Origin of the sequence: Pseudobacillus wudalianchiensis (assembly GCF_001685015.1) — a bacterium.
GTDB lineage: Bacteria > Bacillota > Bacilli > Bacillales > Domibacillaceae > Pseudobacillus > Pseudobacillus wudalianchiensis.
The window spans coordinates 16,339-29,224 of record NZ_MAYT01000008.1 but is presented as its reverse complement, the minus strand read 5'-3'; the positions used below and the strand labels follow the sequence as shown (position 1 = coordinate 29,224).

The following is a 12,886-nucleotide window of genomic DNA, read 5'->3' as shown; positions in this document are numbered from 1 at the left end:
TCCATTTTTCGGATCTCAGGGGAAAGGCTATTTATTTTGACATTGTAGGAGACTAGAGTAGTCAAGCGATGGGTGTGCTGCCAACATGTATATAGCTGAAAGAACCGTCAAGCAATAAAAAGGCCTTGTCTACGCTTTTTATGTTTAGCCATGACACAATAAGGGAATAGATGGTTTAGGACAGAAGTTTCAGACAGAGATCATAATACAGGAAGGTGAGTTTCTCTAATGAGTTCAGTACTTGAAGCAAAAAAGCGTAATGAATTTCAGCGATCGGCTAAAACCGAGCTGCGAGAGAGTGGAAATTTCCCTGCTGTTGTTTACGGGAAAGAAGTTGAGTCAGAGTCCGTTTTTGTGAATGAAGGAGATTTCTTCAAAGTGATTAAAGAAGTTGGCCGTAACGGGGTCATTTCTTTAGCCGTAGACGGAAAACAACATAACGTTATTTTACACGATTATCAACAAGACCCAATTAAAAATTATATCGTTCACGCTGATTTCCTGGCAGTAGATTTATCATCTGAGATGACGTCCAATGTTCGAGTTGATTTAGAAGGAGAAGCCGCTGGGGCAAAAGAGGGCGGAGTCGTTCAGCAGCCGCTATTTGAGCTTTCAGTGACAGCAAAGGTTAGTGAGTTCCCTGAAAGTGTGGCAGTGGATGTTTCTAATTTAAATATTGGTGACAGCCTATCTATCAGTGATATCCGTAATAGCCAGCCATTTACTATAAATCATGAAGATGATGAAGTCATCGTATCTGTGCTTGCTCCACGTGTCGAAGAAGCGTCTGAGGAAACTAATCAGGAAGCTTCAGAAGCAGAGACTGAAACGGAAGCGAAGGCTGAGCAAGAATAATATAAAGAGAGAGGTCCCTCCTTTCCGTAATGGAGCGGGCCTCTTTTTTGCGGAAGAAAGAGGATAGGGTTTATAATTAAGCGTATAATTTCTGACTCATGTGCGTTATACTTAAATTAATTTATTGAAGAAAAAATTCGAGGTGCGCAAAATGAAGCTAGTCGTTGGTCTCGGCAATCCGGGAGCAAAATATGCAGGTACGAGGCATAATATCGGTTTTGATGTAATTGAAGAGTTAGCCGAGCGGTTTAATTCACCCCTTACAGAAGCAAAGCATAAAGGCATTTATTCCATTGTGCGGAAGGGGACAGAGAAAGCTATTTTACTTAAGCCGCTTACATATATGAATCTGTCAGGGGAAAGCATTGGAGAGGTTATGCGCTATTACGACGTGGCAGCAGAAGAGGTAGTCGTGATTTACGACGACTTGGACTTGCCGGTCGGTCGTATTCGTCTCCGTCAAAAAGGCAGTGCAGGCGGGCACAATGGGATTAAGTCGACCATTGCTCATCTTGGCACGCAGAATTTTAATCGTATCCGTATCGGCATTGACCGTCCAACTCCGCCTATGAAGGTTGTTGATTACGTATTAGGAAGATTTACAGAAGAAGAACAAGAAAAAATGAAGCAAGCCGTTTCAAAAAGTGCAGACGCAGTAGAAGCATGGCTGGAAAAACCGTTTCTTGAAGTAATGAACGAATATAACATTCAGATATGAATAAATGCTTTCTTCTTTGCCTATACTAACGTTAGCCATACATAACAAAAGTGAGCAGCAAAGGAGGAGGCACATGGCCATTCATTACGTTTGCCGCCATTGCGGAACGATGGTTGGAAGCCTTAAGCAATCAGTTGTATCTAGCCGACAGCTTGGCATCAATGCACTGACGGAGGACGAAAGAATAGAGATGGTTCATTACGACTCTGAAGGAAACGTAAAGATCATGACAATATGTGAAGATTGCGAGGAATCTCTTCAAAGAAACCCTGATTTTCACCAATATGATTACTTTATACATTAAAAACAGCTTTGGACAGCGATCCAAAGCATTTTTCTGTTTTCTGCCGAGGCAACAAATAGAAAGCCTTGGTTGGAGGGACAGTAAAAGTGTCCATTTAAGGGGAGGAAGAAAGCGTGAATAGTTTACAACAAATTCTCTTGCGGAATCATGATATTCAATCTATTCTTGATGGGGTATCAGGCGGGCTAAAAGAACAATTAGCTGCCGGTCTTTCGGGATCATCTCGAGCCCTTTTTATAGCGGCTGCTTACGAGAAAACAGGCAGGCCTACCGTCGTCGTAACGTATAACCTGCTTCAAGCTCAAAAGCTGTACGATGATTTACTTCAGTTTGTTGACGAGCGAGAAGTATATTTATATGCAGCGAATGAGCTAATAGCCGCTGAAATTAGCGTAGCAAGTCCTGAGTTGCGAGCGCAGCGAATTGAAGTGCTAAATCATATGGTTCATCAGGCAAAAGGGATTTATATCGTGCCTGTTGCTGGACTGCGAAAACTGCTGCCGCCTAAAGAGAGATGGGCCAGCTTGCAAAAAACAATTGAGCTTGGAAAAGAAATTGATTTGGACGAAACGATCCATCAGTTCGTGCAAATGGGTTATCAACGCACGGATATGGTATATGCACCTGGAGAATTCAGTGTGCGCGGCGGTATTATTGATATTTACCCATTGACGATTGAGCACCCTGTTCGCATTGAGTTATTTGATACAGAAGTAGATTCGATTCGTACATTTTCTATGGAGAACCAGCGCTCTATTGAAAATAAGAATAAGATAGATATTAGCCCTGTTACAGAAACGCCGTATTCTTCGGAACAGCTTTTAGTATTATCACAACGGTTAGAGGAAGTTTTACAAGACTCACTCAAAAAAGTTAAAAAGGCTGAAACGAAACAGCTGATGAAAGAAAATATCGGCTTTGAAATTGACCGTTTAAAGCAAGGCATTCCAATAGAAGGATTAGCGAAATACACGGCCTTAATGTATGAAAACCCAATGAGTTTAACCGATTATTTACCGGAGGATGGCCTTGTATTCTTCGATGAGATTAGCCGAATTAATGAAATGAATGATTCTCTACAACAAGAGGAAGCTGAATGGTATACATCACTGTTAGAAGAGGGGAAAATCCTCCATGACATTAAATTGTCTTACCATTTTGGAGAGTTGTTATCCACTATCCGTCAGCCAATTATTTACCTTGCGCTGTTTTTGCGTAAGGTTGCTCATACGCGCCCAGAAAATATCGTTAATTTTTCCTCGCGGCCAATGCAAGATTTTCACGGTCAGATGAATGTGCTTCATGCAGAAGTAGAGCGCTGGAAAAAGCTTGGGATGACCGTTGTATTTCTTGGCGAAAGTGAGGAGCGGATAGCTAAAATTCAACGTGTTTTAGCAGATTATGAGATTGAAGCCTCTAGTTCACTAGAGAAAAACAGCATTATAGAACAGGCTGTGCAAGTCAACCGCGGAACTTTAACAGCAGGGTTTGAATTTCCTGCGCTACATCTTGCGGTTATTACAGAGAAGGAATTATTCAATAAAAAACCAAAAAGCAGCAAGCGGCGTCAAAAACTGTCTAATGCCGAGCGGATTAAAAGCTATTCGGAACTAAAGCCGGGAGATTACGTGGTTCATGTGAACCATGGTATTGGAAAATATTTAGGAATTGAAACGCTTGAAATTAAAGGAGTACACAAAGACTATTTAAATATTAAATATCAGGGAACAGACCAACTGTATGTTCCGGTTGAGCAAATTGAGCTCGTTCAGAAATACGTAGGTTCAGAAGGAAAAGAGCCAAAAGTATATAAATTAGGCGGCAGCGAATGGAAACGGGTTAAAAGCAAAGTTCAATCATCCGTTCAAGACATTGCAGATGATTTGATCAAACTTTATGCCGAGAGAGAAGCGGCTAAAGGATACGCATTCTCGCCTGATGGAGAAATGCAGAGGGAATTCGAAGCAGCTTTTTCTTATGAAGAAACAGAAGATCAAATTCGTTCAATTAACGAGATTAAAATGGATATGGAAAAAGAACGGCCAATGGATCGCCTTCTTTGTGGAGATGTTGGATATGGTAAAACAGAAGTAGCCATTCGAGCCGCTTTTAAAGCCATTGCTGACGAGAAACAAGTCGCTTTTCTTGTGCCAACCACTATTCTGGCTCAACAGCATTTTGAAACGTTGAGCGAGCGTTTCCGGGACTTTCCGATTGAGATTGGTCTACTGAGCCGCTTCCGTTCCCGAAAACAACAAACCGAGACGATTAAAGGCCTTAAAAATGGCACGGTAGATATTGTTGTCGGCACACACCGCTTACTATCGAAAGATATTCAATACCATGATCTAGGGCTGTTAATTGTGGACGAAGAGCAGCGTTTTGGTGTGACACATAAAGAGAAAATCAAACAGCTGAAGACAAATATAGATGTCTTAACACTGACAGCGACACCGATTCCACGGACTCTTCATATGTCCATGCTTGGTGTTCGGGACTTATCTGTTATTGAAACGCCGCCAGAGAATCGTTTTCCTGTACAAACATACGTAGCAGAACTGAATCCTGCCTTAATTAGAGAAGCGATTGAGCGGGAGCTTGCCCGGGAAGGACAAGTATTTTATTTGTATAACCGTGTAGAGGATATTGAACGAAAAGCAGATGAAATTGCTATGCTTGTCCCTGATGCCAAAGTAGCTTACGCACACGGCCAGATGACGGAAAGAGAGCTTGAAACAGTGATCTTAAGCTTTTTAGAAGGGGAATATGATGTCCTTGTCACGACGACGATTATCGAAACAGGCGTTGATATTCCAAATGTTAATACACTCATTGTCCATGATGCAGACAGGATGGGACTATCCCAGCTTTATCAAATTCGCGGGCGCGTTGGGCGCTCCAATCGGGTAGCCTATGCTTATTTTATGTATCGTAAGGACAAAGTATTATCTGAACAGGCTGAGAAGCGCTTGCAGGCGATTAAAGAATTTACTGAACTAGGTTCCGGCTTTAAAATTGCCATGCGCGACCTATCTATTCGCGGGGCAGGAAATTTACTTGGTTCCCAACAGCACGGATTTATTGACTCCGTCGGATTCGATTTATATTCTCAAATGTTGAAGGAAGCCATCGAACAAAAACAAGGAGCAGACAAAAAAGAGACAAAATCATCGTTTGAAGCGGAAATTTCTATTGATGCTTACATCCCTGATTCTTATATTAAAGACAGCCGTCAGAAAATTGAGATGTATAAACGGTTCAGAAGTATAGAATCATTAGAAGAAGTAGAGGAGTTAAAAGAAGAAATGGTAGACCGTTTTGGTGACTATCCACGTGAGGTGGAAGATCTCTTCAAGGTAGCAGAGATGAAGGTTTATGCGGTTGCTGCTCAACTAGAGTTAATTAAACAAGAAAAAGACTCCGTGTATATATTAATGAATGAAGATGGAACGAAAGAAATTGATGGCTCAAAAGTATTCAATATTTGCAATAAACATGGACGAGCAGTGGGGCTTGGAATGGAAGATAGTAAGCTCAAACTGACTATCGATATTAAAAATATGACAACGGAGACGTGGTTTGGAATTGCCTTCGATATTATAAAAAATTTAGAGACAGCGAAAAAATAGTGGGAAAAACACAACAAAATGTATAGAACTTCCCAGATGATAAATAATAACAATCACAAGGGCAATATCATCGGTCAGGTATCGTTGATTCATTGTCAATCCATCATCTGAGGAAAGTGAGGCAACATAAGATGAAAGCAACTGGTATCGTTCGTCGAATCGACGATTTAGGACGGGTCGTTATCCCAAAAGAAATCCGCCGCACGTTAAGGATCAGAGAAGGGGATCCGTTAGAAATTTTCGTTGATCGCGATGGAGAAGTTATTTTAAAAAAATATTCCCCTATTAGTGAGTTAGGCGATTTCGCTGAGGAGTATGCAGAGGCACTGAATGACAGCTTAAACACGGCTGTATTAATTTGTGACCGTGATGCCATTATTGCGTCTGCTGGAGTATCGAAGAAAGAATATGTAAACAAAAGCATTGGAGAAGTTATTGAAAAAGCAATGGATGATCGGCAAAGCGTACTGCAGCATCCACAATCTCAAGTATCATTTGTAGATGGCCGCGAAGAAAAAGTTCAATCTTACACACTCGCCCCTATTATTGCAGGCGGTGATCCAATTGGAGTAGTCGTTATTTTCTCTGATGAACGCTCAATAGGTGAAGTAGAGAGAAAATCAGCAGAAACGGCTGCCAGCTTCTTAGCTAAACAAATGGAAAGTTAATTGGGAAAGGAAGCAGGAGAAGCACTGCTTCCTTTTTTATGGACAAAAACGTTGAGTGGAGAGAGCGTGTGCTGGTCGGGGCTAAACAAGGCACTTGCACTTTTCTATGTAAATATATTAAGTTGGAAGCAGCATGTTTAGAAGGGCAGAGTGCTATATGTTGCCATGGAGAGAGAAAAATTCATTAATGCAGGGGGCAGCCATCTTAACGATAGCGGCTGTGTTTATAAAAGTGTTAAGTGCGGTATACCGGGTCCCATTTCAAAACATCGTTGGTGATATTGGTTTTTATATTTATCAGCAAATATATCCTTTTTACGGAATTGCGAATGCATTAGCTACATATGGGTTTCCTGTTGTTATTTCTAAATTAATAGCTGAATCGGCGGGTGATCCGCGGCGCAGACAAGAAGCTATCCGTCTTTCTTATTATGTAACAAGCTGTACGGGCATTTTACTATGGGGAATTGTCTTTTTCGGGTCAGGCTTTATATCCGGTAAAATGGGAGATCCGTCTTTACAGCCGCTCCTCCAGATTGTTGCTTTTTCTTTTTTATTCATTCCGTTATTAACAGTGTGGAGGGGCACATTCCAAGGAGATGGAAATATGGTTCCGACAGCTGTTTCACAAACGGTGGAGCAATCAGTACGAGTTGGAGCTATTTTATTATTCTCTTATATTCTAATCGGAAGAGGTGCTTCGCTTTACACGGCAGGATCAGGTGCCTTTGCAGGATCGATAGCCGGCAGTCTCGCTGCGACGGCGGTTCTGTTGTACTTCGTGCACAAGAGCGGTTTGATCTCTGACAGAAAAATAAGGCTTGAAAGTACTATAAAGAAGAAAGAAATTCAGCTGCTCTTCATTCAGGCAGCCGCTATTTGTCTGTCGAGTATGGGAATTGTATTGTTTCAATTAATTGATTCATTTAATCTATATCATGGATTAATAAAAGAAGGCATGGGGGAATGGGAAGCTAAAATGGCTAAAGGAACTTATGATCGCGGTCAGCCACTTTTACAGCTTGGCACAACAGCGGCTGCTTCCCTTGCCTTGACCATTGTACCGCTCGTGACATCGGCTTACCGCAGAAACTTTCGTCAGGAGCTGGACAATTATATTCAACTGGCATTGAAGGTAAGCTTTACATTCGGGCTGGCGGCCACAGCAGGACTCATAAATATTATGGAATCGGTTAATACGATGCTTTTTGAAAACAGCAATGGCTCCTTTGTGCTTTCTGTTTTTTGCACATCCATCCTCTTTAGTTCGCTTGTGCTTACATTGACGGGGATATTGCAAGGGTTCGGCAAAGACTTTGCGCCTGCTTTGGCCGTGTTAACAGGTATGCTTTTTAAGTATATTGGCAACGTTGTTTTGATTCCTCTGTTTGGAACAGCTGGAGCAGCGGCTGCTACGTTGTTAGCCTTTGCTTGGATGTCTGTCTTTTTAACGATTGTTCTTCGGAAAAAGTGGAAAACCGCCTTTATAAAAAAAGAAGCAGCAGGCAAAGCCTTGCTTGCCGTTTTTTGTATGACAGCTGTTCTGCAGGCATGGAGAGTGTTATGGGAGTACATTTTTCCTCTAGAAGAGAGCAACCGAGCAGCAATGGTCGGAATGGCGTTAAGCAGTGTCGCTATTGGAGCATTTATTTTTATTTATTTAGTTTTAAAATTAAAGCTTTTTACGGAAGAAGAACTTCAACAAATTCCTTTCGGCAGCAGACTGAGTAAAAAAATCAGTTGAGCCAAAAAATTACAATGGAAAGAGAGAGGGAACATGACGCCATCTATTACGATTGCCGGTCTCGGCGCCGGAGATATAAACCAGCTGCCCCTTGGTATATATCGTCTATTATTACAATCTGGGAAGGTTTTTACCCGTACGCTCGATCATCCAGTGATTGACGAACTGAAGAAAGAAGGAGTTCGTTTTGAAAGCTTTGATCACATATATGAAAAGCATGATCAATTTGAAGCTGTCTATGAAGAGATTGTTTCCTTATTAATCACACAAGCTCAGGAACAAGGAAATATTATTTATACAGTTCCAGGACACCCTATTGTCGCTGAGAAAACAGTGCAGCTTTTACTTGAGAAAGGGCACGTAGGTGAACTGAAAGTCAACATTGCGGGGGGCCATAGTTTTCTTGATGACTTGTTTGCTTCGGTTGAAGCCGATCCAATAGAAGGGTTTCAGTTTCTTGACGGCACGTCCTTAAAAAAGGAAGACATCAACATTTTTCAGCATATTGTCATTGCACAAGTGTACGATGCCTATGTTGCTTCCGATGTGAAATTAACCTTAATGGAAAAGTATCCGGACGATTATGAAGTGACGATTGTGACAGCAGCAGGAAGCACACAGCAGCAAACAAAAACGCTGCCTCTTTATGAGCTAGATCGTCAGGTCACGCTGAATAACCTCACGTCCTTATACGTGCCACCTGTGCAAAAAGAAGAGGATACGTACAAAGAATTTTCTGTATTGCGTCAAATCATCGCTACATTGCGGGGACCAGACGGCTGTCCGTGGGATCGGGAGCAAACACATACGTCTTTAAAGAAATATTTGATTGAGGAAGCCTATGAATTGCTGGATGCGATCGATCAAGAAGATGATGATCATATGATTGAAGAGCTGGGGGATGTGCTGCTGCAAGTTCTGCTTCATGCGCAAATTGGTGAAGATGAGGGCATGTTCTCTATAGAAGATGTAATCGAATCAATTTCCCGGAAAATGATTCGCCGTCATCCACATGTATTTGGTAATGTAGAGGCAGAAAATGCCGAAGCGGTGGTTTCAAACTGGCAAAAGATCAAGAGTGAGGAAAAAGGAGAAACACAAGCTTTCCGACTCGACGAAGTAGAAAAAGGGCTGCCTGCTCTGCTGCGCGCCTATGAGTTCCAAAAGAAGGCGGCCAAAGTAGGATTTGATTGGGATGATGCCAACGGAGCGATTGAGAAGGTATTAGAAGAGTGGCAGGAGTTTCTGGATGAAGTGAAGAATGAAGACAGCAGCAAACAGCTCGATGAATTCGGTGATACCCTTTTTGCGCTTATTAACGTGGCGCGGTTTTATCATATTCATCCGGAAGAAGCGCTCGCTAAAGTGAATGAAAAGTTTTACCGCCGTTTTTCTCATGTAGAAAAACGGGTAAAAGAGAGCGGACGTTCATTTGATGATTTTACTCTAGATGAGCTGGATGCATTTTGGGATGAAGCTAAAAATATAGGTTTGTAAAGGGAGAGAGAACCATGTCGACGATGAGACTCGATAAGTTTTTAAAAGTTTCACGATTGATTAAACGGAGAACATTAGCAAAGGAAGTAGCCGATCAAGGAAGAATTGCTATTAATGGGACTACCGCGAAAGCGAGCTCTAATGTGAAGGAAGGGGACGAGCTGTCTATTCGGCTCGGACAGCGTGTTCTAACTGTAAAAGTACAAAAATTGCAAGAAACGACAAAAAAAGAAGAAGCCGCCGGTATGTATGAGTTAGTAAAAGAAGAGAGAATCAATGAATAAAAGAGTCGGCTGGTAAATGAGAAGTACTCATAGAGCAAGCCTTTGTGAGTACTTTTATTTTTGACAAAAAGCCGGGAGCCAGGAACAAATAGCTGCGAATGTGAATAAAAAGGTTAGAGCGATAAATAAAGCAGGACACTCGTAAACACGGCCTGGTGCTTTTAAATTTTTTCTTGCCCCTCATAGTTTTGCTATTGGCTGCATACATTTAGTGGCAAAGCTTGTACTTTGCAGTGAGGGGGAGAAAAATGAATCAGATGTATGATTCTACTAATAGTCGCTCAGCTGACGGTCATGATATTGTCATGCAAGGCAGAAAGATCATGGAGATCACCGGAGTAAAGCAAGTAGAAAGTTTCGATAGCGAGGAATTTTTACTGCTGACTGTTATGGGCATGCTCGTGATTAAAGGCGAAAATTTGCAGATGAAAAACTTAGATGTAGACCGTGGTCTCGTAGCGATTAAAGGGCGTATCTCTAGTTTGGTTTACACAGATCAGTCTGCGGGCGATAAATCAAAAGGATTGTTCAGTAAGTTGTTCAAATGACATTAACTGTTCAATTCGAAACGTTATTGTCGATGATCGCTATGGGAATCTTTTTCGGCGCCCTGTTGGACACTTATCAAAGATTTTTAAAGCGGCAGACCCGCCCGCGAGTTATCTCTTTTTTTACAGATATTTTGTTTTGGTGTGTGTTTGGTTTATTAATATTCTATTGCTTATACCAGGTTAATTTCGGTGAAGTCCGCCTGTATCTTTTTCTCGCCTTGCTTTGTGGGTATTCAGCTTACCAGGCTTTATTTAAAGGGTTTTATATGCGGCTTCTTGAGCAGATCATCTTAACTATAGTGAATATTTTCCTTTTCTTAAAAAAATGTTTTTATTTTCTCATTATCCTCCCTATTAAGTTGATTATAAAAGCAGTTATCACCATTGCCACCATAGTGGGCCAGTCTTTTCTACTTCTTGCCAAAACTACCCTTTCCCTATTATTATGGATAGGAAAGATTGTTTTTTCGCCTATTCTTTTGATTTGGCGCTTTTTTCCTGAAAAATTACAAAAAAAAGCAACTAATTTAAAAGAGAAACTGGCAGGATTTTTCTTATCAATCAAGAATAAGGTTATGAATCAAGCAAATCGTTGGAAAAAATGAGCCGGGAGGAAGGGAAATGAGCGGTTTGAACAAAAGTAAAGTAACTGCCTTGAAAAACGCCTTTGTCTTCAGCCGTGCGAGAAAAGACTTATTTATGGCAAGGCACAAAAAGAAGCTGTACAGGAGGCTGATTGCCTTTGTTGTCGTAGCTCTGATGATTTCTGTGGGCTTAATGTCGACTCTTTATTCACGGACGGCCCATCTAGAAGAACAAAAGCTAGCGAAAGAAAAAGCAGAAGCATCGCTGGCAGAGCTGAAGCAGCAACAGAAACGATACGAGGAAGAATTAAAGAAACTAGAAGACGATGAATATATTGCGGAACTCGCGAGAAAAAAGTACTTTTTATCTGATGATGGAGAGATTATATTTAACCTTCCTGAATCAGAGGAAAGCAATGGGAAAAGTAAAGAATAAGAAGGGTTATATTGACACCTTTTTTTTTCGTAATATAATAAAGGTTAAAGTTTGATCATTTCTAAGGAGGAACATTTTTTTTATGTCAATCGAAGTAGGCAGCAAGTTACAAGGTAAAGTGACAGGGATCACTAAATTTGGAGCGTTTGTTGAACTGCCAGAAGGCTCAACTGGATTAGTACACATTAGTGAAGTAGCGGACAACTATGTAAAAGACATCAACGACCATTTAAAGGTCGGCGATGAAGTAGAAGTAAAAGTCATTAATGTGGAAAGCGATGGAAAAATTGGTTTGTCCATCCGCAAAGCGAAAGACCAGCCGCAGCAACAGCAATCCTATCGTCCCCGTCCAAGAAATAATGATTTCCGCTCTAAAGGACCAAGAGGAGGAGGAAGCTATTCAACTCCGAAAGAAAACTTTGAACAAAAAATGGCCCGCTTTCTCAAGGAAAGTGAAGATCGTCTGTCTACCTTGAAACGCCAAACAGAATCGCGCCGCGGCGGTAGAGGAGCGAAAAGGGGTTAATTGCTGTCTATTTAACTATAATTATGAACTGATCGGAAAAACATTCAGCAGCAAAAAAGCTGCCTTGCAAGGCCTTATAAGCCTTGCAAGGCAGCTTTTTTTATTGTTTAGGGCAGTCTAGCTGCCAGATGGTGCCAAATTTATCCTGTAATTTAGCATATGTGGAGCCCCAAAATGTATCTTGCAATTCCATTTGAATAGTTCCTTCTTGCTGTAACTTCTCGTATACAGATTGAATTTCTTCTTTGCTCTCAAAAGTTAATGCCAGAGAAATATGGTTTCCGATCTGAACATCTTGTCCCGGAAAAGTGTCAGAGACCATTATAAGAAAATCTCCTTTACTTAAACGAGCATGCATCACTCGGTCTGCCGCTTCCGGAGGCGTTGGATAATCTGCTTCTCCAAATGTTTGAAGTCTTTGTATTTCTGCTTGAAAGGTTTGTGCGTAAAAATTAAGTGCTTCTTTGGCGTTGCCGTTAAATGTTAAATAAGGCGTAGCTTGTCCCTTCAATTTCATCACCTCTTTTTATTTTAATATGGAAAATATAGATGCACAGCTGAACGTTGTCAACTAAAAAAAGAGAAAGATGTCAATAAACCGAGCAAGAAATTGCATAAAAAGCGATAAGATAGGAGGATACAAGAAAAAGCGGCAAAAGAGCCGCTTTTTTTATAACATATAGAAACTGACGAATGATAGGCAAAATAAAAAACCAGATCTCTGACAGACCGCTTGGATCCGTAGAAATCTGGTTTTTTTGCCGATGACCCGTACGGGATTCGAACCCGTGTTACCGCCGTGAAAGGGCGGTGTCTTAACCGCTTGACCAACGGGCCAGTGTAAAAAACTAGAATGATAAATGTAGATTACGAGTTTGAATAGCTAAGTAAATCATAGCTGTCTACTTTTTCCAGAAGCTGATACAAAAACGCTATTAAACGAAATTTGGTTTTTAATAGCGGCGGAGGGGATCGAACCCCCGACCTCACGGGTATGAACCGTACGCTCTAGCCAGCTGAGCTACACCGCCATGATAAATAGAAATTCAAGCACAATGACTATAATACTGAGGATAAACTGAGTTGTCAA

Annotated in this window: 13 protein-coding genes and 2 tRNA genes; 12 read left to right on the top strand and 3 right to left on the bottom strand. The window is 41.2% G+C overall.

Translation table 11 applies throughout. The features are described from left to right. The first annotated feature begins 228 nt into the window (after nt 1-228). The 12 genes from A8F95_RS07475 to A8F95_RS07420 all read left to right on the top strand — a co-directional run bounded on the left by A8F95_RS07475 (nt 229) and on the right by A8F95_RS07420 (nt 11,796). Complete coding sequence (locus tag A8F95_RS07475; RefSeq protein ID WP_065409958.1) at nt 229-855, top strand: 50S ribosomal protein L25/general stress protein Ctc; 627 nt, start codon at nt 229-231, stop codon at nt 853-855. Between the two features lie 151 nt (nt 856-1,006). Next, entirely contained in the window at nt 1,007-1,573 is a 567-nt protein-coding gene (gene pth / locus A8F95_RS07470; protein ID WP_049666038.1) for an aminoacyl-tRNA hydrolase, read from the top strand. Nucleotides 1,574-1,646: 73 nt separating this feature from the next. Further along, nucleotides 1,647-1,877 (top strand): anti-sigma-F factor Fin, encoded by a 231-nt coding sequence (fin, locus tag A8F95_RS07465; RefSeq protein ID WP_065409957.1) that lies wholly within the window; start codon nt 1,647-1,649, stop codon nt 1,875-1,877. Between the two features lie 113 nt (nt 1,878-1,990). Then, nucleotides 1,991-5,506, top strand: a complete 3,516-nt coding sequence (mfd, locus tag A8F95_RS07460) for a transcription-repair coupling factor (RefSeq protein WP_065409956.1) — start codon at nt 1,991-1,993, stop codon at nt 5,504-5,506. 131 nt (nt 5,507-5,637) lie between these two features. Beyond that, on the top strand, nt 5,638-6,174 hold the full coding sequence (spoVT, locus tag A8F95_RS07455; RefSeq protein ID WP_065409955.1) for a stage V sporulation protein T: 537 nt from the start codon (nt 5,638-5,640) through the stop codon (nt 6,172-6,174). 157 nt (nt 6,175-6,331) lie between these two features. Next, nucleotides 6,332-7,918 (top strand): putative polysaccharide biosynthesis protein, encoded by a 1,587-nt coding sequence (locus A8F95_RS07450; protein WP_065409954.1) that lies wholly within the window; start codon nt 6,332-6,334, stop codon nt 7,916-7,918. Between the two features lie 33 nt (nt 7,919-7,951). Further along, the gene (yabN, locus tag A8F95_RS07445; RefSeq protein ID WP_065409953.1) at nt 7,952-9,415 is read left to right on the top strand and encodes a bifunctional methyltransferase/pyrophosphohydrolase YabN; all 1,464 of its coding nucleotides are present in this window, start codon (nt 7,952-7,954) and stop codon (nt 9,413-9,415) included. A 23-nt stretch (nt 9,416-9,438) separates the two neighbouring features. Beyond that, nucleotides 9,439-9,699 carry an RNA-binding S4 domain-containing protein gene (locus A8F95_RS07440; RefSeq protein WP_065409974.1) on the top strand — a complete coding sequence of 87 codons (261 nt, stop codon included), beginning with the start codon at nt 9,439-9,441 and terminating at the stop codon, nt 9,697-9,699. Between the two features lie 248 nt (nt 9,700-9,947). Continuing rightward, nucleotides 9,948-10,247 carry a sporulation protein YabP gene (gene yabP / locus A8F95_RS07435; protein WP_065409952.1) on the top strand — a complete coding sequence of 100 codons (300 nt, stop codon included), beginning with the start codon at nt 9,948-9,950 and terminating at the stop codon, nt 10,245-10,247. Then, a complete protein-coding gene (gene yabQ, locus A8F95_RS07430) occupies nt 10,244-10,855 on the top strand; it encodes a spore cortex biosynthesis protein YabQ (protein WP_065409951.1) in 612 nt (203 codons plus the stop codon). Before yabP ends, yabQ begins: the two co-directional genes overlap by 4 nt. Nucleotides 10,856-10,871: 16 nt before the next feature. Then, a complete protein-coding gene (locus A8F95_RS07425) occupies nt 10,872-11,270 on the top strand; it encodes an FtsB family cell division protein (RefSeq protein WP_065409950.1) in 399 nt (132 codons plus the stop codon). Between the two features lie 82 nt (nt 11,271-11,352). Then, entirely contained in the window at nt 11,353-11,796 is a 444-nt protein-coding gene (locus tag A8F95_RS07420) for a S1 domain-containing RNA-binding protein (RefSeq protein ID WP_065409949.1), read from the top strand. A gap of 100 nt (nt 11,797-11,896) precedes the next feature. Here A8F95_RS07420 and A8F95_RS07415 read toward each other — a convergent pair whose 3' ends face one another. From A8F95_RS07415 to A8F95_RS07405, 3 genes are all read right to left on the bottom strand, one after another. Next, complete coding sequence (locus tag A8F95_RS07415) at nt 11,897-12,313, bottom strand: VOC family protein (protein WP_065409948.1); 417 nt, start codon at nt 12,311-12,313, stop codon at nt 11,897-11,899. Between the two features lie 248 nt (nt 12,314-12,561). Then, nucleotides 12,562-12,633, bottom strand: a tRNA-Glu gene (locus tag A8F95_RS07410). Nucleotides 12,634-12,753: 120 nt separating this feature from the next. Next, nucleotides 12,754-12,827, bottom strand: a tRNA-Met gene (locus tag A8F95_RS07405). Between the last annotated feature and the right edge of the window lie 59 nt (nt 12,828-12,886).